At 55.3% G+C, this 22546-nt stretch carries 18 protein-coding genes; 6 read left to right on the top strand and 12 right to left on the bottom strand.

Annotation, left to right across the window (positions count from 1 at the left end):
- Positions 1-49 precede the first annotated feature (49 nt).
- Positions 50-850, bottom strand: a complete 801-nt coding sequence (nagB, locus tag ACWKXT_RS06285; RefSeq protein ID WP_003858663.1) for a glucosamine-6-phosphate deaminase — start codon at positions 848-850, stop codon at positions 50-52.
- Between the two features lie 325 nt (positions 851-1175).
- Between nagB and nagE the strand changes: the two genes are divergently transcribed.
- From nagE to chiQ, 4 genes are all read left to right on the top strand, one after another.
- A complete protein-coding gene (nagE, locus tag ACWKXT_RS06280; RefSeq protein WP_454528769.1) occupies positions 1176-3125 on the top strand; it encodes a PTS N-acetyl glucosamine transporter subunit IIABC in 1950 nt (649 codons plus the stop codon).
- Between the two features lie 169 nt (positions 3126-3294).
- On the top strand, positions 3295-4962 hold the full coding sequence (glnS, locus tag ACWKXT_RS06275) for a glutamine--tRNA ligase (RefSeq protein WP_454531974.1): 1668 nt from the start codon (positions 3295-3297) through the stop codon (positions 4960-4962).
- Positions 4963-5410: 448 nt separating this feature from the next.
- Complete coding sequence (gene chiP, locus ACWKXT_RS06270; protein ID WP_454531973.1) at positions 5411-6808, top strand: chitoporin ChiP; 1398 nt, start codon at positions 5411-5413, stop codon at positions 6806-6808.
- A gap of 47 nt (positions 6809-6855) precedes the next feature.
- On the top strand, positions 6856-7182 hold the full coding sequence (gene chiQ / locus ACWKXT_RS06265; protein ID WP_333016539.1) for a ChiQ/YbfN family lipoprotein: 327 nt from the start codon (positions 6856-6858) through the stop codon (positions 7180-7182).
- Between the two features lie 101 nt (positions 7183-7283).
- Here the strand turns inward: chiQ and fur are convergent, their stop codons facing one another.
- The 4 genes from fur to ybfF all read right to left on the bottom strand — a co-directional run bounded on the left by fur (position 7284) and on the right by ybfF (position 9895).
- Positions 7284-7730, bottom strand: a complete 447-nt coding sequence (gene fur / locus ACWKXT_RS06260) for a ferric iron uptake transcriptional regulator (RefSeq protein WP_008501066.1) — start codon at positions 7728-7730, stop codon at positions 7284-7286.
- Between the two features lie 289 nt (positions 7731-8019).
- Positions 8020-8550, bottom strand: coding sequence for a flavodoxin FldA (gene fldA, locus ACWKXT_RS06255; protein ID WP_454531972.1), 531 nt, complete (start codon positions 8548-8550; stop codon positions 8020-8022).
- Between the two features lie 155 nt (positions 8551-8705).
- Positions 8706-8993: a LexA regulated protein gene (gene ybfE / locus ACWKXT_RS06250; RefSeq protein ID WP_454528771.1), complete on the bottom strand. Its 288-nt coding sequence runs from the start codon at positions 8991-8993 to the stop codon at positions 8706-8708.
- 128 nt (positions 8994-9121) lie between these two features.
- Positions 9122-9895 (bottom strand): esterase, encoded by a 774-nt coding sequence (gene ybfF / locus ACWKXT_RS06245; protein ID WP_454528772.1) that lies wholly within the window; start codon positions 9893-9895, stop codon positions 9122-9124.
- A gap of 183 nt (positions 9896-10078) precedes the next feature.
- On the opposite strand from ybfF, the gene seqA reads away from it, so the two are divergent.
- Entirely contained in the window at positions 10079-10627 is a 549-nt protein-coding gene (gene seqA / locus ACWKXT_RS06240) for a replication initiation negative regulator SeqA (RefSeq protein WP_454528773.1), read from the top strand.
- A 24-nt stretch (positions 10628-10651) separates the two neighbouring features.
- On the top strand, positions 10652-12292 hold the full coding sequence (gene pgm / locus ACWKXT_RS06235; protein WP_116343897.1) for a phosphoglucomutase (alpha-D-glucose-1,6-bisphosphate-dependent): 1641 nt from the start codon (positions 10652-10654) through the stop codon (positions 12290-12292).
- 104 nt (positions 12293-12396) lie between these two features.
- Here pgm and potE read toward each other — a convergent pair whose 3' ends face one another.
- The 7 genes from potE to kdpB form a co-directional block, all read right to left on the bottom strand.
- On the bottom strand, positions 12397-13710 hold the full coding sequence (potE, locus tag ACWKXT_RS06230; RefSeq protein WP_238459245.1) for a putrescine-ornithine antiporter: 1314 nt from the start codon (positions 13708-13710) through the stop codon (positions 12397-12399).
- Entirely contained in the window at positions 13707-15905 is a 2199-nt protein-coding gene (gene speF / locus ACWKXT_RS06225; RefSeq protein WP_454531971.1) for an ornithine decarboxylase SpeF, read from the bottom strand. Before speF ends, potE begins: the two co-directional genes overlap by 4 nt.
- 255 nt (positions 15906-16160) lie before the next feature.
- Positions 16161-16265: a leader peptide SpeFL gene (gene speFL, locus ACWKXT_RS06220; RefSeq protein ID WP_003858645.1), complete on the bottom strand. Its 105-nt coding sequence runs from the start codon at positions 16263-16265 to the stop codon at positions 16161-16163.
- A gap of 278 nt (positions 16266-16543) precedes the next feature.
- Positions 16544-17221, bottom strand: coding sequence for a two-component system response regulator KdpE (kdpE, locus tag ACWKXT_RS06215; protein ID WP_008501074.1), 678 nt, complete (start codon positions 17219-17221; stop codon positions 16544-16546).
- Complete coding sequence (kdpD, locus tag ACWKXT_RS06210) at positions 17218-19905, bottom strand: two-component system sensor histidine kinase KdpD (protein ID WP_454531970.1); 2688 nt, start codon at positions 19903-19905, stop codon at positions 17218-17220. Before kdpD ends, kdpE begins: the two co-directional genes overlap by 4 nt.
- The gene (gene kdpC, locus ACWKXT_RS06205) at positions 19906-20481 is read right to left on the bottom strand and encodes a potassium-transporting ATPase subunit KdpC (RefSeq protein ID WP_454528776.1); all 576 of its coding nucleotides are present in this window, start codon (positions 20479-20481) and stop codon (positions 19906-19908) included.
- A gap of 12 nt (positions 20482-20493) precedes the next feature.
- Complete coding sequence (gene kdpB / locus ACWKXT_RS06200; RefSeq protein ID WP_454528777.1) at positions 20494-22542, bottom strand: potassium-transporting ATPase subunit KdpB; 2049 nt, start codon at positions 22540-22542, stop codon at positions 20494-20496.
- Positions 22543-22546: the final 4 nt, after the last annotated feature.

Below are 22546 nucleotides of genomic sequence, written 5' to 3'. Positions count from 1 at the left end.
CCCCCGGTTAAAAAAGCGGCCGCCTCTTGATGAAGAGGCGGTTATTCAATTACAGACCTTTGATGTTCTCAGCTTCCAGCTCGTTGAAGTATTTCAGCGTTTTCACTTTCAGCTCCATGGTGGACGGTTCGTCACACACGACAACGGCTTTTGGATGCAACTGTAAGCAGCTGATAGTCCACATATGGTTCACGTTACCTTCAACGGCAGCCTGAAGCGCTTGCGCTTTCACCGCGCCCAGCACCAGAATCATCACTTCTTCGGCATCCAGCAGGGTGCCTACGCCAACGGTCAGGGCGTATTTTGGAACCTGGTTCACGTCACCGTCAAAGAAGCGGGAGTTTGCCACGCGGGTGTCATGGGTCAGCGTTTTAATACGGGTACGGGAAGCCAGAGAAGAGGCTGGTTCGTTAAACGCGATGTGACCATCGTTGCCCACGCCGCCCATGAACAGGTGGATTTTACCGTAAGAACGGATTTTTTCTTCATACTGACGGCATTCTGCGTCAATATCAGGCGCATTTCCATTCAGCAGGTTAATATTTTCAGCTGGGATATCAACGTGATCAAAGAAGTTGCGGTGCATAAAGCTATGGTAGCTTTCCGGATGTTCTTTTGGCAGGCCGACATATTCGTCCATGTTAAAGGTCACAACGTGTTTGAAGCTAACCTGGCCCGCTTTGTGCATTTCAACCAGAGCTTTATATGCGGTCAGGGGCGTGCCACCGGTTGGAAGACCGAGAACGAAAGGACGATCGGCTGTTGGTTTGAACGCGTTGATGCGGTTAACGATATGACGAGCAGCCCATTTTCCGACTTGTTCAGCTGTTGCCAGGGGAATCAGTCTCATTATTCACCTCTAAAGTTTAAGTAAAAGTGGGCGGATGATTAGTGCAACCTGAACTAAGCGTAACCTGGAACCTTTCAGGCCGGATCAATCCGTCTTGATTTTTTGAATGATAAAATAAGTTTTCGTCGTTAGCCAGAGAAAGGGAGGGTTTAATACGATATTTGGTGACAATAATCACAAAAAATAGGTGTTTAATTTGCGATACGAATTAATTTTTCACACACTCACACTGCCAGTGAATCATCAACTGTATCTATCGTTCGTGACACAATAAAAACATAGTTTATGCGCGAGTCTTAACAAAGGGTCTCGTAGGGGGAATAGGATGAATATTTTAGGTTTTTTCCAGCGCCTCGGTAGGGCTTTGCAGCTCCCTATCGCCGTGCTACCGGTTGCGGCATTACTGCTGCGATTCGGGCAACCCGATCTTCTTAACGTGCCGTTTATTGCCCAGGCAGGCGGCGCAATTTTTGACAACCTGGCCCTGATTTTCGCCATCGGTGTGGCGTCAAGCTGGTCAAAAGACAGCGCTGGTGCCGCGGCACTGGCAGGGGCTGTCGGTTACTTCATCCTGACGAAAGCGATGGTAACCATCAACCCTGAAATCAACATGGGTGTACTGGCAGGTATCATTACCGGTCTGGTCGGTGGCGCCGTATACAACCGCTGGGCGGGTATCAAACTGCCTGACTTCCTGAGCTTCTTCGGCGGCAAACGTTTTGTGCCGATTGCGACAGGCTTTTTCTGTCTGATCCTCGCAGCCATCTTTGGCTACGTGTGGCCACCGGTGCAGCATGCTATCCATGCGGGCGGCGAGTGGATTGTTTCAGCGGGTGCAGTGGGCTCAGGTATCTTTGGTTTTATCAACCGTCTGCTGATCCCAACCGGTCTGCATCAGGTGCTGAACACCATCGCCTGGTTCCAGATTGGTGAGTTCACCAATGCTGCGGGCACCGTATTCCACGGCGACATCAACCGCTTCTACGCGGGTGACGGCACCGCCGGTATGTTCATGTCTGGCTTCTTCCCAATCATGATGTTTGGTCTGCCAGGCGCTGCACTGGCAATGTACCTGGCTGCGCCAAAAGCGCGTCGCCCAATGGTTGGCGGCATGCTGCTGTCCGTTGCGATTACCGCGTTCCTGACCGGTGTAACCGAGCCGCTGGAATTCCTGTTCATGTTCCTGGCGCCGGTGCTGTACCTCATGCATGCGGTTCTGACCGGTATCAGCCTGTTTGTGGCGACCCTGCTGGGCATCCATGCTGGCTTCTCCTTCTCTGCAGGCGCGATCGACTACGTGTTGATGTACAACCTGCCGGCGGCAAGCAAAAACGTCTGGATGCTGGTGGTAATGGGTCTGGTCTTCTTCGTTATCTACTTCGTTCTGTTCAGCGCGGTTATTCGTATGTTTAACCTGAAAACGCCGGGCCGCGAAGATACGAAAGACGATGTCGTGACCAGTGAAGCCAACAGCAATACCGAAGAAGGTTTAACCCAGCTGGCGACCAGCTACATTGCCGCGGTCGGCGGTACCGACAACCTGAAAGCGATCGATGCCTGTATTACCCGTCTGCGTCTCACCGTGGGCGACTCTGCGCGCGTGAGCGATGCAATGTGCAAACGCCTGGGCGCGTCTGGTGTGGTGAAACTGAACAAACAAACCATCCAGGTTATCGTGGGTGCTAAAGCTGAATCTATCGGCGATGAAATGAAAAAAGTGGTCGCCCGTGGACCGGTCGCTGCCGCCTCCACGGACGGCGCGCCAGTGGCTGAAGCGCCTGTTGCAAAACCGCAGGCGGTGCCAAACGCGGTGACCATCGCTGCGCTGGTTTCTCCTGTCACCGGTGACGTGGTTGCGCTTGAGCAGGTGCCTGACGAAGCGTTCGCCAGCAAAGCGGTCGGTGACGGCGTGGCGGTGAAACCAACGGACAAAACCGTTGTGTCTCCGGCAGCCGGTACTATCGTGAAAATCTTCAACACCAACCACGCGTTCTGCCTGGAAACGGAAAAAGGCGCGGAGATCGTTGTCCATATGGGTATCGATACCGTTGCGCTGAACGGTCAGGGCTTTACTCGTCTGGTGGAAGAGGGCGCAGAAGTGGTGGCAGGCCAGCCGATTCTGGAAATGGATCTGGACTTCCTGAATGCCAACGCGCGCTCGATGATTAGCCCGGTCGTGTGCAGCAACATCGACGACTTCAGCGGTCTGGTACTCCAGGCGAAAGGTCAGGTGGTTGCGGGTCAGACACCACTGTACGAGATTAAAGGCAAGTAATCGCTCCTGAGTAGAGTCATGCCTTTAGCGGCGGGGGATATCCTCCGCCGCTTTTTTTTGCACCATTTGCCCCCATTATTTTCTTCCGGGACGTTTTAAGGGTTGTCACTACGTCCGGCTTATAAGATCATATGCCGTTATACGTTGTTTACGCTTTGAGGAATCCACGATGAGTGAGGCAGAAGCCCGCCCGAGTAACTTTATTCGTCAGATCATCGATGAAGATCTGGCCAGTGGTAAGCACACCACAGTCCATACGCGTTTCCCGCCGGAGCCGAACGGTTACCTGCACATTGGTCACGCGAAATCGATCTGCCTGAACTTTGGTATTGCGCAAGACTACCAGGGCCAGTGCAACCTGCGTTTCGATGACACCAACCCAGTAAAAGAAGACATCGAATACGTTGAGTCCATCAAAAACGACGTGCAATGGCTGGGCTTTAACTGGTCTGGCGATATCTGCTACTCCTCTGACTATTTTGATCAGCTGTATGCCTACGCGGTTGAACTGATCAACAAAGGTCTGGCGTATGTCGACGAACTGTCTGCCGATGAGATCCGCGAATACCGCGGTACGCTGACTGCGCCTGGCAAAAACAGCCCGTTCCGCGATCGCAGCGTGGAAGAGAACCTGGCGCTGTTTGAAAAAATGCGTGCCGGTGGCTTCGAAGAAGGTAAAGCGTGCCTGCGTGCCAAAATCGACATGGCATCGCCGTTCATCGTAATGCGCGATCCGGTGCTGTACCGCATCAAATTCGCAGAACACCACCAGACCGGCAACAAGTGGTGCATCTACCCGATGTACGACTTCACCCACTGCATCAGCGATGCGCTGGAAGGCATTACGCACTCGCTGTGTACGCTGGAGTTCCAGGACAACCGTCGTCTGTATGACTGGGTGCTGGATAACATCACCATTCCTGTGCATCCGCGCCAGTACGAGTTCTCTCGTCTGAATCTGGAATACACCGTGATGTCCAAGCGTAAGCTGAATCTGCTGGTGACCGACAAGCATGTTGAAGGCTGGGACGACCCGCGCATGCCAACCATCTCCGGCCTGCGCCGTCGTGGTTACACTGCCGCCTCTATTCGTGAGTTCTGCAAACGCATCGGCGTGACCAAGCAGGACAACACCATTGAAATGGCGTCTCTGGAATCCTGCATTCGTGAAGACCTCAACGAAAACGCCCCGCGCGCAATGGCCGTTATCGATCCGGTAAAGCTGGTTATCGAAAACTACCCGCAGTGCGAAAGCGAACTGGTCTCCATGCCTAACCATCCGAACAAACCGGAAATGGGAAGCCGTGATGTGCCGTTCAGCGGTGAAATCTGGATCGACCGCGCTGACTTCCGCGAAGAAGCCAACAAGCAGTACAAGCGTCTGGTGCTGGGTAAAGAAGTGCGTCTGCGTAATGCCTACGTCATCAAAGCCGAGCGCGTAGAGAAAGATGCAGAAGGGAATATCACCACCATCTTCTGTTCTTATGATGCTGAAACGCTGAGCAAAGATCCGGCGGATGGCCGCAAGGTGAAAGGCGTTATCCACTGGGTGAGCGCTTCCCACGCGCTGCCGGTTGAAATTCGTCTGTACGATCGTCTGTTCAGCGTGCCTAACCCGGGCGCAGCGGAAGACTTCCTGGCAACCATCAACCCGGAATCGCTGGTAATTAAACAGGGTTATGCGGAGCCATCGCTGAAAGCGGCTGAAGCGGGCAAAGCGTTCCAGTTCGAGCGTGAAGGTTACTTCTGCCTGGACAGCCGTTACAGCACCGCTGAAAAACCGGTATTTAACCGCACCGTAGGCCTGCGTGATACTTGGACGAAGATCGGCGAATAATATTGCTGCTCTGGTCAATGAGAAACAAACGCCGCTTATTGCGGCGTTTTTTTATTGTATGATCATATCGTTATAGCGGAGCTAAAATAGGGCTGGCTGATATTTCAGGTCAATGCGGTGCTACTTATTTTTCTAAAAAAAAGTTTGTATATTTTCACCAGAAAGGAATAAGTAGAAATTAGCGAAATTTAACGGCTTTATCCTCCAGAAATTAACGGCTTGCCCCGTCAAACCTCGCCTCGCGCTAAATGTTACAAACCACTACCAATTATGTGCACTTCGTCATAATCCTGACTTTTGCCCACTAAAAAGCATTGATAATTCGCGTCGCGAAAAATAACCTAAAGACGGTAGTTAATTCGAGGGTATTTATAACTACCCCTGACCATTTGGTCTTTTCTGTTTTTCGCCGTTTAAGGCGTTTTAATTCGTCAAAGAGGAATAATCTATGCGTACGTTCAGTGGCAAACGTAGTGCGCTGGCGCTGGCTATCGCCGGTGTGACAGCAATGTCGGGCCTGGTGGTTGCGCCAGAGGCGAAAGCGGCAGGTTTCATCGAAGATTCTACCCTTACGGGCGGTATTTATTACTGGCAGCGTGAGCGTGACCGTAAAGACGTCACTGAAGATAAATACAAAACTAACCTTTCTCATTCCACCTGGAACGCCAACCTGGATTTCCAGTCAGGCTATGCCGCCGATATGTTCGGTCTGGATATTGCCGCGTTTACCGCAATTGAAATGGCTGAAAACGGCGATAGCGGTCACCCGAACGAAATTGCGTTCTCCTCCAGCAATAAAGCTTACGATGAAGACTGGTCCGGGGATAAAAGCGGTATCAGTCTTTATAAGGCCGCAGCGAAATTTAAATACGGCCCGGTCTGGGCGCGTGGGGGCTATATTCAGCCAACCGGCCAGACGCTGTTAGCACCGCACTGGAGTTTTATGCCGGGCACCTATCAGGGTGCGGAAGCGGGGGCTAACTTTGACTATGGCGATGCGGGTGCGTTGAGCTTCTCCTATATGTGGACCAACGAGTACAAAGCGCCGTGGCACATTGAGATGGACAAGTTTTACCAGAACGATAAGAAAACCAAAGTCGATTACCTCCACTCGCTCGGCGCGAAGTACGACTTTAAAAACGACCTGGTACTGGAGGCCGCATTTGGTCAGGCAGAAGGCTATATCGATCAGTATTTTGCGAAAGCCAGCTACAAATTTGATATCGCCGGCAGCCCGCTGAGCACCAGCTACCAGTTCTACGGTACGCGCGATAAGGTCAGCGATGGTAGTGTAAATGACATTTATAACGGCACCGCGTGGCTGCAGGCGTTGACCTTCGGCTACAAGGTTGGTCAGGTTGATTTACGCCTGGAAGGAACGTGGGTGAAGGCGGAAGGGCAGCAGGGCTACTTCCTGCAACGTATGACCCCAACCTATGCCTCGTCCAACGGCCGTCTTGATATCTGGTGGGATAACCGCTCTGACTTCAACGCCGACGGCGAAAAAGCGGTCTTCTTCGGCGCAATGTATGACCTGAAAAACTGGAATCTTCCAGGCTGGGCAGTGGGTGCTTCTTACGCTTACGCCTGGGACGCAAAACCTGCCGATATGGCTACGCCGGATGCGTACTACGATCCAAACTATCGCCTGAAAGAGTCCTCTTACAGTCTGGATGCTATCTACACCCTGCAGGAAGGCCGTGCGAAAGGCACGATGTTCAAACTGCACTTCACGCAGTATGACAACCACTCCGATATCCCGAGCTACGCGGGCGGTTACGGCAACATCTTCCAGGATGAACGTGACGTGAAATTCATGGTTATCGCCCCATTCACTATCTTCTGATGAACGCACCGGCGGAGTAACTCCCGCCGGTATGGAGAGTGCACATGATGAAAAAAATCGTAATCGTCGCGCTGTTGGCATCAGGGCTGGTGGCGTGCGCGCAAACTCAGGCGCCAAAAGAGGACTCCCGTCTGAAGGAGGCGTATAGCGCCTGTATTAATAGTGCGGAAGGATCGCCGGAGAAAATTGAAGCCTGTCAGAGCGTGCTGAATGTGCTGAAGAAAGAGAAAGCGCATGAGCAGTTTGCAACACAGGAGAATATACGCGTGATGGATTACCAGGCCTGTATCCAGGCGCGTAAAACCGGTAACGATCAGGAAGTCGCGAAGCGTTGCGATAAGATCTGGAATGAGATACGCAATAACAATAAATAAGTGATTTCATGCCCGGTGGCGCTGCGCCACCGGGCTTTTTATTGCCCAAAAAAGGCAAAAAAAAGCCAACCTTTCGGCTGGCTCAGAGTATGAACGCTAACTTATTTTGCGTCGTGCGCGTGTTCATTTTCGCGGCAATCACCTTCAGCGCAGTGACCGTAAAGGTACAGGCTGTGGTTGGTCAGGCGGATGCCATGACGAGCTGCGATTTCACGCTGACGCGCTTCGATAGAATCGTCGCTGAATTCAATGACCTTGCCGCAATCGAGGCAGATCAGGTGATCGTGGTGCTGCTGCTGGGTCAGTTCGAAAACAGATTTACCGCCTTCGAAATTATGACGGGTAACAATGCCCGCGTCATCAAACTGGTTCAGCACGCGATAAACGGTGGCCAGCCCAATCTCTTCACCCATGTCGATAAGACGTTTATAGAGGTCTTCCGCACTGACATGGTGATTGTCTGGACCCTGAAGCACTTCAAGGATTTTTAACCGAGGAAGCGTTACTTTCAGGCCAGCCTTCTTTAATGCGGTATTGTTGTCAGTCATGCGGAATCTGTCCTGTTGCTAAACGATTCACTTCTGTAGGAAGTGACAGAAAATGCACCTGGGATAATGCGTCTCATTATAGAACTGCCATGGTTAAATGAAAACTGCAAGTCTCAGGCAAAGTATGCTTATAAAAATGGGGTATCACCAACAAACTTGCTCAATGGAAACCACATTTTACCAGGGAGACATTGTACAGGTCTGGACGAAAAAGTTAAAAGTTTGTAGCAATTAATTTAATCGGTTTTACCTGGAAAACGGGCGCAACCGGAGTTGCGCCGCAAGGAAATCAGGCGTTAAGGATGTCGTCCAGGTTCAGTTCTTCTCTAACCTGCTTAACCCATTTTTCAACACGCTCTGCAGTCAGTTCTGGCTGACGGTCTTCATCGATGGCCAGGCCAACGAAGTGGTCGTCATCTGCCAGACCTTTAGAGGCTTCAAAGTGGTAACTCGCCGTTGGCCAGTGGCCGACAATCGCCGCACCGCGTGGCTCAATGATGTCGCGGATGGTACCCAGCGCGTCACAGAAGTACTCGGCGTAATCTTCCTGATCGCCACAACCGAACAGGGCAACCAGCTTGCCGTTGAAGTCCACCTCTTCCAGCGTTGGGAAGAAATCATCCCAGTCGCACTGGGCTTCACCGTAGTACCAGGTAGGAATACCCAGCAGCAGGATGTCATAGCCCTCGAGATCTTCTTTGCTGCTCTTGGCGATGTCATGCACATCAGCAACGTCTTTACCGAGCTGTTTCTGAATAGTTTTTGCGATATTTTCGGTATTGCCGGTATCACTGCCGAAGAAAATGCCGATGATTGCCATGAGTAAAATAACCTCTTGAAACTTAATGGTATGGTGGCGCAAATTGTCCACGGATAAGGGCAATAATAGCAGAACAGGCAACCCTGCGGAAACCGCTATCGCGCAGGACTGCACTCTGTGCTACATGAAAAGGGCGATAAAGGGGATTTTCAGACTTATGCCTGGTTGCGCAACGTCTCTAGCTGGGCGATCAACATCTCTTCAATGAGCTCGCTGCGGCTGATATTACGCGCCTCCGCCAGTTCATTAAGCGCATCGACCGCATCGGCGTTGAGCTTCAGTTCGACACGCTTAAGCCCACGATTTTTATCGCGTTTAAGCTGATTGCGTTTATTAATACGCAGCTGTTCATCGCGCGAAAGCGGATTCGTTTTCGGTCGTCCCGGTCGACGCTCATTCGCGAACAGATCTAGTGTCGTACGGTCCGTTTGTTCTTTGGCCATGATTCTGAGACTTCGGGGGAAACACGCCGCCCTGCTAATGCCCGGGCGATAAGCGCGCCATCATACATCACCAAAAACGGCACGCCAACGACTGGAAGCCCGCAGTCTTCCAGTCGCTCTCTTTTTAATCAATTTGCAGTATCAGCGAGATAGCGGCGGATGGCGCGCAGTACGGCGTCCGGTTTTTCGGCGTGAACCCAATGCCCGGCCCCGGCAATCACGTGGGCGCGCGCCTGCGGGAACTGTGCCAGCAGCACGTCGCGGTACGCATCGGTGACGTAAGGCGAGTTGCCGCCGCGGATAAAGAGGGTAGGGTGCGGCCAGGCGGGGACGGTTTCCCAGCCCACGATATTATTGTACTGGTCCCACAGCACCGGCACGTTAAAACGCCATTGGCCGTCAACGAACGATTTCAGCAGAAACTGCACCACGCCTTCTTCATCAAGATGCTCGCGCATAACGGCCGCGGCCTGCTGACGCGTTGAAACGCCAGCTTCAGTCACCGCATTGATCGCCGCGAAAATTTCATCGTGACGGCGAACGTCGTAATTGACGGGCGCAACATCAATGACCACCAGCCCGGAAATTCGCTCAGGGGCCAGCGCAGTGAGCGCCATCACCGCTTTGCCGCCCATTGAATGCCCGATAAGCGTCGCTTTCTGGATATTATTCGCATCGAGGGTGTCCCGCAGATCCTGCGCCATGGCTGCGTAGGTCATCTCCTCCGAGCGGCCTGAAAGCCCGTGATTGCGCATATCTACCTGGAGAATATCGTGATCGGAAACCAGGTCGCGGGCCAGCACGCCCAGATTATCCAGGCTGCCAAACAGCCCGTGAACCAGCACGATGGGGGAATTATTGCTCGGCGATTGTGCAGTTTGCGCTCGGGTATTCAATTTCATGGCAAAGTTCTTTTTTTACGTATGTCAGGTTAGGGTATCATGTTGACCATTCTGCCGCCCGGCTGCAAGGTTCCAGTTTAATCTGACTTTTGCCGCCAACCTGGTTTGACGCTATCCGCTGTTGGGATTTGACCTTATAATCCCAATGACTTGTATTCAGATAAGATATCGCACTGGATTAAGATGAAAACAATCGAAGTTGATGACGAACTCTATCAGTATATTGCCAGCCAGACTCGGCATATCGGGGAGAGCGCGTCCGACATTTTACGGCGCATGCTTAAAATTTCCGCCGCTTCACAGCCTGCCACCCCAGCTTCCAAAGATGTCGTGTCTCAGCCGAGCGTTGTTGCACAAGTCAAACCTGCCGTGACGCCGGTTAAAGATAAAGTGCGCGCGATGCGCGAGCTGCTGCTCTCCGATGAATACGCGGAGCAGAAAAAGGCGGTTAACCGTTTTATGCTGGTGCTGTCTACACTTTACTCCCTGGATAACAAAGCGTTTGCTGAAGCGACCGAGTCGCTGCACGGCCGTACCCGCGTCTATTTCGCCGGTGACGAGCAGACGCTGCTGCAAAATGGCAATCAAACCAAACCTAAACATGTCCCTGGCACTCCGTACTGGGTGATCACCAATACCAATACGGGCCGCAAGTGCAGCATGATTGAACACATCATGCAGTCCATGCAGTTCCCGGCGGAATTGATTGAAAAGGTTTGCGGTACAATTTAACCCTTGCATCAGAAGGACCCGGTAATGGCAAATCACAGCCGTGCAGGCCAACCTGCACAACAAAGCGATTTGATTAACGTCGCTCAGCTGACCGCGCAGTATTACGTGCTGAAACCGGTCGTGGGCAACGCAGAACACGCAGTGAAGTTTGGTACATCTGGCCACCGCGGTAGCGCGGCGCGCCACAGCTTTAACGAACCGCACATTCTGGCCATTGCTCAGGCCATTGCGGAAGAGCGCGCTAAAAACGGCGTTACCGGTCCGTGCTACGTGGGTAAAGATACCCATGCGCTGTCTGAACCAGCGTTTATTTCCGTGCTGGAAGTGCTGGCGGCGAACGGAGTGGACGTGATTGTTCAGGAGAACAATGGTTTTACTCCAACGCCTGCGGTTTCAAACGCTATCCTCGTGCACAATAAAAAAGGCGGCGCGCTGGCGGACGGGATCGTTATTACCCCATCCCACAACCCGCCAGAAGACGGCGGCATCAAGTACAACCCGCCTAACGGTGGTCCGGCAGATACCAACGTCACCAAAGTAGTGGAAGATCGTGCAAACGCGCTGCTGGCCGACGGCCTGAAGGGCGTAAAACGTATTTCTCTTGATGAGGCGATGGCCTCCGGCCACGTGAAAGAGCAGGATCTGGTTCAGCCGTTCGTCGAAGGGCTGGCGGATATCGTCGATATGGCGGCTATCCAGAAAGCCGGTCTGAAGCTGGGCGTGGATCCGCTGGGTGGTTCCGGTATCGAATACTGGAAACGCATTGCCGAGCACTACAAGCTGGATCTGACCATCGTGAACGATCACGTCGATCAGACCTTCCGCTTTATGCACCTGGACAAAGACGGCGCGATCCGTATGGACTGCTCCTCCGAGTGCGCGATGGCGGGCCTGCTGGCGCTGCGCGACAAGTTCGACCTGGCGTTTGCCAACGACCCGGACTACGACCGTCACGGTATCGTCACCCCGGCAGGGCTGATGAACCCGAACCACTATCTGGCTGTCGCTATCAACTACCTGTTCCAGCACCGTCCGCAGTGGGGCAAAGAGGTGGCTGTCGGTAAAACGCTGGTCTCTTCCGCCATGATTGACCGTGTGGTCGACGCGCTGGGCCGCAAGCTGGTGGAAGTGCCGGTGGGCTTTAAGTGGTTTGTTGACGGTCTGCACGACGGCAGCTTCGGCTTCGGCGGTGAAGAGAGCGCAGGGGCATCCTTCCTGCGCTTCGACGGCACCCCATGGTCAACCGATAAAGACGGCATCATCATGTGCCTGCTGGCGGCGGAAATCACCGCGGTCACCGGTAAGAACCCGCAGGAACACTACAATGAGCTGGCGGCACGCTTTGGTGCGCCAAGCTATAACCGCATTCAGGCTGGCGCGACCTCTGCACAGAAAGCTGCCCTGTCCAAACTCTCCCCTGAGATGGTCAGCGCAAGCACCCTGGCAGGCGATCCGATCACCGCGCGTCTGACGGCGGCACCGGGTAACGGTGCGTCTATCGGTGGTTTGAAAGTGATGACCGAAAACGGCTGGTTCGCCGCGCGTCCATCCGGTACGGAAGATGCGTACAAAATCTATTGTGAAAGCTTCCTCGGCGCTGAGCACCGTCAGCAGATTGAGAAAGAAGCGGTAGAGATTGTCAGCGAAGTGCTGAAAAACGCATAAGTGATGTTCGGGGGCGGGATGATGCCCTCACCCCGGCCCTCTCCCACAGGGAGAGGGAGAAAACACTAAAAACGGCAACCCCTGGGTTGCCGTTTTGCTTTTACCTAACTATGTTTGTTCTTCAATTCAAATCTCGGCGACACCAGGCCGTACAGCGTCCAGCCCATAAAGGTCACCATCGCGCCGTAGAGCATCGCTTCCTGACCGGATGAGTAGAGCGCATAGAAGCTGTAAATCGCCCCAATCAACGCCACAATATTCGCCGCACGCGCTTTGCGAGGATCCACCTTCGCCACTTTCTGAATAATCACCAGCGCCGCCATCGACAGAATGTACGGAATGATGTTCGTCACCACCGCCAGGTTAACCAGCACGTTAAACTGGCTGTTCAGCGACGGGCTAATGGTCATCAGCGACAATCCGCTCTGGAAAATCACAATCGCCAGCATACCCTGCACCGGCGCATCCGCTTTGGTCACGCGGGAGAAAATTTTCGGGAAGTAGCCTTCGTCAGCCGAAGATTTAAACACCTGCGCAATGGTGAACTGCCAGCCGAGCAGCGAGCCGCAGCAGGACATGACCATCAGCCCCATGATCACTTTCCCGACTTCCGGCGTAAACATCTGCGCGAAGGCCAGCCCGAACGGTGCCGTGGAGTTAGCCAGATCCATATTCGGTACGATGCCCGCAATCACGTTGGTCGAGACGATATAGATCACCGCGGCGCCCAGCGTGCCGCCGAGGACCGCAATCGGGACGTTCTTTTCCGGATTCTCTACCACTTCCGCGTTCGCGCAGGCGGATTCCAGACCGAGGAAGGCCCACAGCGTCATGGCGATAGACGAGCCCACTGCGGTAAAGAACGGCACGTGGTGCGGGTTCCAGGAGTTGGCGTACAGCGTCGGGCTAAACCAGAACCAGCCGATAACGCACAGTCCAACAACCGGGATAATCACGCCCCAGACGGTGATGCTGCTGAGCTGTCCGGTGATGCGCGCACCGCCGAAATTCGCCACGGTGCAGATCCACAGCACGCCGATGGTCGCCAGCCCAATTTGTACCGGGCTGAGCGTCGCGCCAAACAGCTCCGTACCGTAACCGACGGCGGAAATGGCAATCGCCACGTTAGCGATCAGCAGCGACACGCCGTAGGTATAGTTCGCCATAAAGTTGCCCGACTTGCCAAAGGCATACTCGGCATAGCCGCCCATCCCGCCTGACTTACGGCTGAACATCCCGCACTTGGCAAACGCCCACGCCAGCGCCATCGAGCCGACAGCCGTCACCAGCCAGGAGATGATAGAGATGGTCCCCACCTCGGCAAGCTTGGTGGGCAACATGATTATTCCTGATCCCATCATGTTGACCATGGTGAGGATGGTCAGTTGCACCACGCCCATCTTATTGGACTTGCTCATAATTTTTCTCCTTTCAGCAGCGATGGCTGAGCGGCAGGTTGTTTAATGACGTAGCAACGCACCTGTTTGCGACCGTCACACTCCTCGACGTACACGCCCTGCAGCTCCGGCGCGAAGCCTGGCAGAAGGTTGATCCCTTCTTCCAGTGCGGCAAAGTAGCGCAGCACGGAACCGCCCCAGACTTCACCCGGCACAACGCACAGCACCCCCGGTGGGTAAGGAAGCGCGCCTTCAGCGGCAATGCGGCCTTCCGCATCGCGCAGGGAGACCAGCTCAACCTCTCCGCGCAGATAGGCATAGTTCGCCTCTTGCGGGTTCATCATCACGCGCGGGAAGTGAGACTTGCGGAACATCTCTTTCTGTAGCTGTTTCACGTTGTGGCGGGCGTACAGGTCATGCATCTCCTGACAGATCTGGCGCAGGGTGTAACCGGCGTAACGCTCCGGATGCTGTTTGTAGAGGGAGGGCAGGACGTCTTTCAGCAGCACATTACTCTCAAGCAGTTTTTCGAAGCGCACCAGCTGGGCGACCAGCTGCTGCAGTTTGCCCATATCCTCCGCAGGGGTGAGCAGGAACAGGATCGAGTTGAGGTCGCATTTTTCCGGCACGATGCCGTTTTCACGCAGGAAGTTGGCGAGGATAGTGGCGGGCACGCCGAAGTCGTCATATTCGCCGGTGCGCGCGTTAATGCCCGGCGTGGTCAGCAGCAGCTTGCACGGGTCGATAAAATACTGGTGCTCAGCGTAACCTTCAAAAGCGTGCCAGCGTTCACCCGGTACGAAATGGAAGAAGCGCAGATCGGTCGCAATCTCTGCCGTGTCCCAGCTTTCCCACGGGCGGCCATCCACCGTCTCCGGCACGAACGGACGAATAAATCGGCAGTTCTCCAGGATCAGCTTGCGCGCCTCAATGCCCGTCACCACGCAGTCCATCCACATGTTGCGACCGCTCTGACCTTCGTGCATACGGGCGTTAATGTCCAGCGCAGCGAACAGCGGATAGAACGGGCTGGTGGAGGCGTGCATCATAAAGGCATTGTTGAGCCGCTTATGCGGGACATAGCGCGGCTGGCCTTTGATATGGCTGTCTTTCTTGTGAATTTGTGAGGTCTGCGAGAAACCGGCCTGCTGTTTATGCACGGACTGGGTGACCAGGATCCCCGGATCGTTCTCGTTCAGCTCCAGCAGCAGCGGCGAGCAGTCGGCCATCATCGGGATGAACTGCTCGTAACCGACCCACGCAGAGTCAAACAGGATGTAATCACAGAGATGGCCAATCTTGTCCACCACCTGACGGGCGTTATAGATGGTGCCGTCGTAGGTACCCAGCTGGATCACCGCCAGACGGAACGGACGCGCATCGCGTGCACGGCCAGGCGCCACTTCGGCCACAAGTTCACGCAGGTAGCTCTCCTCAAAGCAGTGTGCGTCAATGCCGCCGATAAAGCCGTACGGGTTGCGCGCGGTTTCCAGATAGACCGGCGTTGCACCAGCCTGGAGGAGGGCACCGTGATGGTTAGATTTGTGGTTGTTACGATCGAACAGCACCAGGTCGCCCGGGGTGAGCAGGGCGTTAAGCACCACTTTGTTGGATGACGAGGTGCCGTTCAGCACGAAGTAGGTCTTATCGGCGTTAAACACTTTTGCCGCATGCTGCTGGGCGATGCACGGCGCGCCTTCGTGGATCAGCAGATCCCCCATCGCCACGTCGGCGTTGCACAGGTCGGAGCGGAACAACGTCTCGCCAAAGAAATCGACAAACTGATTACCGGCAGGATGACGGCGGAAGAACTGGCCGCCCTGGTGCCCCGGGCAGTCGAAGGCGCTATTGCCCTGCTTCACGTAGTCGACAAGGGCGCGGAAAAACGGCGGGCGCAGCTGGGTTTCATACTTCTGCGCGGCCGCTTCCAGCTGGCGCCCATAAAAGTCGTTGCTGGTGTCTGAATGTTCAAATACGCCATGAATGCGCGATAAATAGTCTGCCGGGATGAACTCTTCTTTGTGCGTCGCGACAAATACGGGAATGCCAAACCCGGTGGCTTCAATTTCGTCCAGTAAACCACCGGAAATATCGCTGACCGCCAGAACAATGGCGGCTACATCAATATAATCAGAAGCGCGGACATCCACCAGTTCACGCTGGGTAGTAAAGCAGTCCGGACATGCACGGCTGGCTGCGATTTTTAAACTTTTCATCTTTCTCTCTTTATTTTAGGTAATAAACGCCCCTCGATTTCTTGCAAGAAAGAAATCGATAATTTTCCGGAAAAAAAAGCAAAGCGTGGCCACTGATTAAAATCAGTAAATTGCTTTTGGATAATTAAAATTCAGTCCGTCCGGTTGCGGATGAGTCTGAATCTGATTGAATGAGCGCACGAGTTCACAGGCAATGGCCTGTAAAATAAGATGTTTCAGGATAACCTGTAAGCGAGTGCGCCAGAAGTCGAAGGACTACCGGGCATTAAAGAGGTGAAAGTCAAAGCAGTTTCGGTGGGCAAACATCATGATATGTGTTGTCCGCCTTATATGGGGCATTAAACGATTGTTGTTTTCCATGTTTCATTTTCCTTTCAGTAATTGAAAGCATGGTCATTTTATCCAGGGAAAGGGGATTAACTGTGAAGAAGATCACTATTAATCGATCATTTTAGAAATAAATAGTCGTTTTTGATGAATAGCGCAGATCAAAATTCTGATTTGTTGATAATGAGTTAATGGATTGTTCTTTAAGTGTTTGAAACAAGCAGGAATAACCCTAAAAATAATCCTCGGATTATTTGTGAAATATTTTCTGAGGTTATTTGTTATTATTTAAAAATAAAATGAATAGTTATTCAAAGCATAAACCGATAACCGATACCGGTTTCAGTTAATAAATGGCGAGGGCGCGCGGGGTCGACTTCGAGTTTCTGACGAAGATGACCCATATATATGCGTAAATAGTGACTATGCTCCACCGCGTTGGGTCCCCACACCTGACTTAACAGCTGACGCTGGGTGAGTACCTTCCCGTGATTATTAAGCAGCACGGCGAGCAGACGAAACTCGATTGGCGTGAGATGGATTTCTTCTTCACCGCGCACAATACGCCGGGCGGCCAGATCAACCCGGATATCCCCAAACGTGTAGGTCGGGTCAGCAGGCGTGGTTGCGCTGTGGCGGCGCAGGGCCACGCGCAGGCGAGCCTGTAGCTCGCCGATACCAAAAGGTTTTATCAGATAGTCGTCCGCCCCGGCATCCAGCGCCGCGATTTTATCCGTCTCTTCAGTACGGGCGGAGAGTACCAGAATCGGCATCTGGCTCCACTGACGTACCTCGCGGATAAAATCGATGCCATCACCGTCCGGCAGGCCAAGATCGAGGATCACCAGGTCCGGCTTGCGGGTCGCGGCTTCAATTAACCCCCGCTGAAGCGTACCCGCATCATGGACGCGCAGACCGTCGCCTTCCAGCGCAGCGCGCAGAAACCGGCTAATGGCGATCTCATCTTCAACAATCAGAACGTTGATCACAAATCCTCTGGTAATTCATTCAGTTCTGGCGGGGTTTCCAGTGGAAGTGTAACACAAAACCGCGCGCCGCCTTCCGGACGATTCTCTGCGGAAATGGTCCCGCCATGAACGTCAATAATCGCCTGGCAAATGGCCAGCCCCAGCCCAACGCCCGGAATAGCAGACTCTTTATTGCCGCGCGCGAATTTTTCGAAAATAGCCAATTCCTGCCCGGCAGGAATGCCCGGACCGGTATCCCAGACGTCAAGGCGAAGCGTACCATCGCCCGCCGTCGCATCTACGCCAATTTGAGCGCTGGCGCCCGCATATTTGCCGGCATTTTCCAGCAGGTTGATCAGCACCCGTTCAAACAGCGGACCGTCGACGTGAATTAAGGTCAGCGGCTCGGGCATGTTCAGCGCAATATGCCGCCCCCCGAGGCCGGGTTCGAGCATTTTCAGGGCACTGCCCACCACCTCTTCAAGCGTGAGCCACTCTTTTTTAAGGTTAAAACCGCCTGACTGGATACGCGCCATATCGAGGAGGTTATTCACCAGACGCGTGGTATTCAGCACGTGCTGGCGGATCTCGCTGGCCTGCAGGGCGTGTTTTGAACCTTCTGCCGCCAGGTCCAGCGTCAGGATTTCCGACTGGCCAAACAGGACGGTGAGCGGGGTTCGTAGATCGTGGGAGAGCGCCGCCAGCAGCGAGTTACGAATGCTTTCCCGCTCGCTCGCCAGCCGGGCCTGCTCTTCGCTGGCGGTGAGCGCCAGCCGCTCCAGCGCGCTGGCAACCAGCAGGGTGAAGGTCTCGAGCAGCCGCTGCTGTTCGGGGATCATCAGCTGGCGCAGGTTTGAGGGCTCCACAATCACCAGCCCCTGGTTTTTATCGGCACTGCGCAGCGGCAGAATTTGATAGGGCACACCGGGCAGGGTGTCGGTCCCTGCGCCCGCCGGTAACCCTTTATCAAAACTCCAGCGCGCGATGGCTTCGTCCCAGGGCGTCATGCCCGAGGCCGACGTCAGCGGGCGCAGCTTACCGTGTTCGTCCGGGAGTAAAATCAGGTTGCTGGCATGAAACGTCGAGCGAATAAACTGCTCGCTGGTCTGCACAATATCCAGCGGAGTGCGGCCCACGGCCAGCGATTTCGACATCTCATAGAGATGGCGCGTGCGCTGTTCGCGATAGCGGGCGATACGCGCCTGGTAGCGCACGCCCGCGGTCAGATTCCCGATCACCAGCCCGACGGTAAGCATTACGGCAAAAGTGAGGATGTACTGTACGTCTGAAACCGCGAGCGTCCCGCGTGGGGCAATGAAGAACAGATCGAAGCTGATGACGTTGACTACCGTCGCCAGTACCGATGGCCAGCGTCCGTAAAAGAGCGCCACTACCACCACGCCAAGGAGGTAAATCATCACCAGGTTGGCAGCATCAAAGGCAATCAGCCACTGGCTGGCAATCACCGTAATCAGGGCACAGAGCACGACGGCGACAAGGCAACCGCGAAGCTGAATGCGCCATTTATCGCTGAAGGCACGGCTGTCCGGCGTGCGGCTGGGGAGGGGAGCAGGTTTATCATCCAGCGCCACGATCACCAGGTCCAGATCCGGGGCGCGGCGGGCCAGCTTGTCGGCAAAGGATTCGCGGCTAAACCAGCGGCGATGCTGGCGTCGGCCAATGACAATTTTCCCCAGGTTATGCTCCCGCGCGTAGCGCAGAATGGCTTTATCTTCCTGAGGGTCGGAAAGGGTGGCGGTTTCGGCCCCCAGCTCCTGCGCCAGGCGCAGCGAACTCAGGATCGCGCGGCGCTGGTTTTCGGGCAGAGCGTGTAGCTGCGGCGTTTCGACATACACCGCATGCCAGACGCTGCCAAATTTTGCCGCCAGACGAGCGGCGGTGCGAACCAGTTTTTCATTGCCGCTACCGTGCCCCACGCACAGCAGAATGGCATCCCGCGTATGCCAGACGCGTTCCTGCCCCTGCAGGTCGCGCCAGGCGCGCATCTGATCGTCGACGCGGTCGGCGGTTCGCCGCAGGGCCAGTTCGCGCAGGGCAATCAGATTGCCTTTGCGGAAGAAATGTTCGATGGCGCGCTCGGCCTGGCCGGCGATGTAGACCTTGCCTTCGTGCAGGCGCTGGCGCAAATCGTCAGGGGGCAGGTCAACCAGCACCACTTCATCGGCAGAATCAAAGAACGGGTCGGGCACCGTCTCCCGCACCTGAATGCCGGTCACGCCGCTGACCACGTCGTTCAGGCTTTCGAGATGCTGAACGTTGACCGTGGTGAAAACGTCGATACCTGCCTCAAGCAGCTCTTCCACATCCTGCCAGCGCTTCGGATGGCGTGAGCCCGGCGCATTGCTGTGCGCCAGTTCGTCCATCAGGATAAGGGCAGGGCGGCGGGCGAGGGCAGCGTCAATATCAAACTCCGTGACTAACCGACCCCGGTGGCTGATGCGGCGGGGCGGCTGGGTAGCCAGCCCCTTCAGCAGCGATGCCGTCTCTTTACGCCCGTGGGTTTCCACCACGCCGATGAGAATATCAAGCCCCTGCGCCCGAAGCCGCTGGGCTTCTGTGAGCATGGCGAAGGTTTTCCCGACGCCCGCGCAGGCCCCGAAGAAAATTTTCAGTTTGCCGCGATGGGCTTCAGCCGTCTGTTCAAGCAGCCTGTCCGGATCCGGGCGCATGGGCTCGTCGGTCATTTAGTTTTTCCTTAGCGCGTCCAGCGCCAGATTCAGCTCAACAATATTTACCACGGGCATGCCGATGAAGCTGACCAGCGGCTTTTGTGTGTGCTCTGTCACCAGCTTGCTCACCTGTTCGACGGTCAGCTGACGGGCGGCGGCGACGCGCGGGATCTGCCAGGCCACGGCGGCCGGCGTCAGGCTGTAGTCCAGCCCGCTGGCCGAGGCGGTCACCAGCTCTACGGGAACGTCACGGCTGGCCTGCGGATTGGCGGCGCGCAGGGCGGCAACGCGTTCTGCTACCGCCTTATCCAGCTCAGGATTGCTGCCCGCCAGGTTGCTGCCGCCGGATGCCATCGGATTATACGGGCTTTCGGCAGTGGCGGAAGGGCGTCCCTGGAAGTAACGAGCGTCCGTGAAGTTCTGCCCAATCAGGCGCGAACCGCGGTTTTCACCGTTTTGCATAATCAGCGAGCCGTTGGCCTGATCCTGAAACCACCACTGGCCCAGCGCGGTAGTCACCAGCGGGTACAGCCCGCCGGTAATAAGAGACAGCAGAATAAACAGAAGTATAGCGGGGCGTAACATCGTCATTTGATTCACCTTTTAAACCAGGCCGAACAGCGTCAACAGCAGGTCGATAACCTTGATCCCAATGAAGGGCACTACCAGCCCGCCCAGACCGTAAATCCACAGGTTGCGGCGCAGCATGGCGGCGGCGGTCAGCGGCTTATAGCTCACCCCTTTCAGCGCCAGCGGGATCAGGAAGACAATAATCAGGGCGTTAAAAATCACCGCGCTCAGAATGGCCGATGCCGGAGAGTGCAGGTGCATCACGTTCAGCGCATTGAGTTGCGGATAGGTGGCCGCAAAGGCCGCCGGGATAATGGCGAAATACTTCGCCACGTCGTTGGCGATACTGAAGGTGGTCAGCGAACCGCGCGTCATCAGCATCTGTTTCCCGATGTGCACCACTTCAATCAGCTTGGTCGGGTTAGAGTCGAGGTCAACCATGTTGCCCGCCTCTTTTGCCGCCTGGGTGCCGGAGTTCATTGCCACCGCCACGTCGGCCTGCGCCAGCGCCGGGGCATCGTTGGTGCCGTCGCCGGTCATCGCCACCAGACGGCCTTCCGCCTGATACTGGCGGATCAGCGCCAGCTTCGCTTCCGGCGTCGCTTCGGAGAGGAAATCATCCACGCCCGCTTCGGCAGCAATGGCGGCAGCGGTCAGTCGGTTATCCCCGGTGATCATCACCGTTTTAATGCCCATTTTACGCAGCTGGGCAAAGCGCTCTTTAATACCGCCTTTGACGATATCCTTCAGGGCAATCACGCCCAGTACGTTCGAGCCTTCTGCCACAACCAGCGGCGTGGCCCCCTGACGGGCAACGCTTTCGACCAGCTTGTCCACCTCGGGCGGAAAATGGCCGTTGTTGGCTTCAATATGGCGACGAATGGCATCAACGGAGCCTTTACGGATCATGCGATCCTGAATGTTAATCCCGCTCATACGGGTTTGCGCCGTAAACGGCACGAAGGTGGCATGCAGGCTCTGCACGTCGCGCTGGCGCAGGTTAAAGCGCTGCTTGGCGAGGATCACGATGCTGCGGCCTTCCGGGGTCTCATCGGCAAGTGAAGAGAGCTGTGCGGCATCTGCCAGCGTTTTTTCATCCACGCCGGGGGCGGGTAAAAAATCTGACGCCTGGCGGTTACCGAGGGTGATGGTCCCGGTTTTGTCGAGCAGCAGTACGTCGACGTCACCCGCCGCTTCGACGGCACGTCCGCTGGTGGCAATAACGTTGGCACCCAGCATACGGCTCATACCGGCCACGCCAATGGCTGATAGCAGGCCGCCGATGGTCGTTGGGATCAGGCAGACCAGCAGCGCCACCAGCACGGTGATGGTGACCGCTGTGCCGCCGTAGGCGGAGAAGGGCCACAGCGTCGCGGTTGCCAGCAGGAAGACGATGGTCAGGGCCACCAGCAGAATGGTGAGGGCAATTTCGTTCGGCGTTTTACGACGCTGTGCGCCTTCCACCATGGCGATCATCCGGTCGAGGAAGGTTTCACCCGGGTTGACGCTGCACTGAATGACCAGCCAGTCGGAAAGAATGCGCGTCCCGCCAGTTACGGAGGCGAAATCGCCCCCGGATTCACGGATCACCGGCGCGGATTCCCCGGTGATGGCGCTTTCATCCACCGAGGCGCCACCTTCAATCACTTCCCCGTCGCATGGGATAATGTCGCCAGCTTCCACCAGCACCACATCGCCTTTACGCAGTTCATCCGCCGGAACGTGGTCCATCTGCGCGCCGTATTTCGGTTCACGTAGCTTGCGTGCGAAGGCGGTCTTCTTCACCCCTTTCAGGCTGTTGGCCTGCGCTTTACTCCGGCCTTCCGCCAGCGCTTCGGCAAAGTTGGCGAACAGTACGGTAAACCACAGCCACAGGCTGATGGCCCCGGTAAACATCGCATTCCCCGACATGTGGCCCGTGACCATGGCGATCGCCAGTACGGTGGTCAGCACGCTTCCGGCCCAGACGATAAACATCACCGGGTTGCGCCACTGCACGCGCGGGCTCAACTTTTTCACCGCATCCATGAGCGCCTGACGAACTAACGACGGTTCGAGCAGGGCCAGTTGTTTACGACTCATGACA

This window comes from Enterobacter sp. UPMP701 (genome assembly GCF_053709515.1).
Note: the sequence above shows the minus strand (reverse complement) of the source record. Positions and strands in the feature narration are given on the sequence as shown.

Bases quoted from the DNA above. Each gene is read 5' to 3' on its own strand.
- nagB (WP_003858663.1), bottom strand. From the start codon at position 850: ATGAGACTGATTCCCCTGGCAACAGCTGAACAAGTCGGAAAATGGGCT.
- nagE (WP_454528769.1), top strand. From the start codon at position 1,176: ATGAATATTTTAGGTTTTTTCCAGCGCCTCGGTAGGGCTTTGCAGCTC.
- glnS (WP_454531974.1), top strand. From the start codon at position 3,295: ATGAGTGAGGCAGAAGCCCGCCCGAGTAACTTTATTCGTCAGATCATC.
- chiP (WP_454531973.1), top strand. From the start codon at position 5,411: ATGCGTACGTTCAGTGGCAAACGTAGTGCGCTGGCGCTGGCTATCGCC.
- chiQ (WP_333016539.1), top strand. From the start codon at position 6,856: ATGAAAAAAATCGTAATCGTCGCGCTGTTGGCATCAGGGCTGGTGGCG.
- fur (WP_008501066.1), bottom strand. From the start codon at position 7,730: ATGACTGACAACAATACCGCATTAAAGAAGGCTGGCCTGAAAGTAACG.
- fldA (WP_454531972.1), bottom strand. From the start codon at position 8,550: ATGGCAATCATCGGCATTTTCTTCGGCAGTGATACCGGCAATACCGAA.
- ybfE (WP_454528771.1), bottom strand. From the start codon at position 8,993: ATGGCCAAAGAACAAACGGACCGTACGACACTAGATCTGTTCGCGAAT.
- ybfF (WP_454528772.1), bottom strand. From the start codon at position 9,895: ATGAAATTGAATACCCGAGCGCAAACTGCACAATCGCCGAGCAATAAT.
- seqA (WP_454528773.1), top strand. From the start codon at position 10,079: ATGAAAACAATCGAAGTTGATGACGAACTCTATCAGTATATTGCCAGC.
- pgm (WP_116343897.1), top strand. From the start codon at position 10,652: ATGGCAAATCACAGCCGTGCAGGCCAACCTGCACAACAAAGCGATTTG.
- potE (WP_238459245.1), bottom strand. From the start codon at position 13,710: ATGAGCAAGTCCAATAAGATGGGCGTGGTGCAACTGACCATCCTCACC.
- speF (WP_454531971.1), bottom strand. From the start codon at position 15,905: ATGAAAAGTTTAAAAATCGCAGCCAGCCGTGCATGTCCGGACTGCTTT.
- speFL (WP_003858645.1), bottom strand. From the start codon at position 16,265: ATGGAAAACAACAATCGTTTAATGCCCCATATAAGGCGGACAACACAT.
- kdpD (WP_454531970.1), bottom strand. From the start codon at position 19,905: ATGACCGACGAGCCCATGCGCCCGGATCCGGACAGGCTGCTTGAACAG.
- kdpC (WP_454528776.1), bottom strand. From the start codon at position 20,481: ATGACGATGTTACGCCCCGCTATACTTCTGTTTATTCTGCTGTCTCTT.
- kdpB (WP_454528777.1), bottom strand. From the start codon at position 22,542: ATGAGTCGTAAACAACTGGCCCTGCTCGAACCGTCGTTAGTTCGTCAG.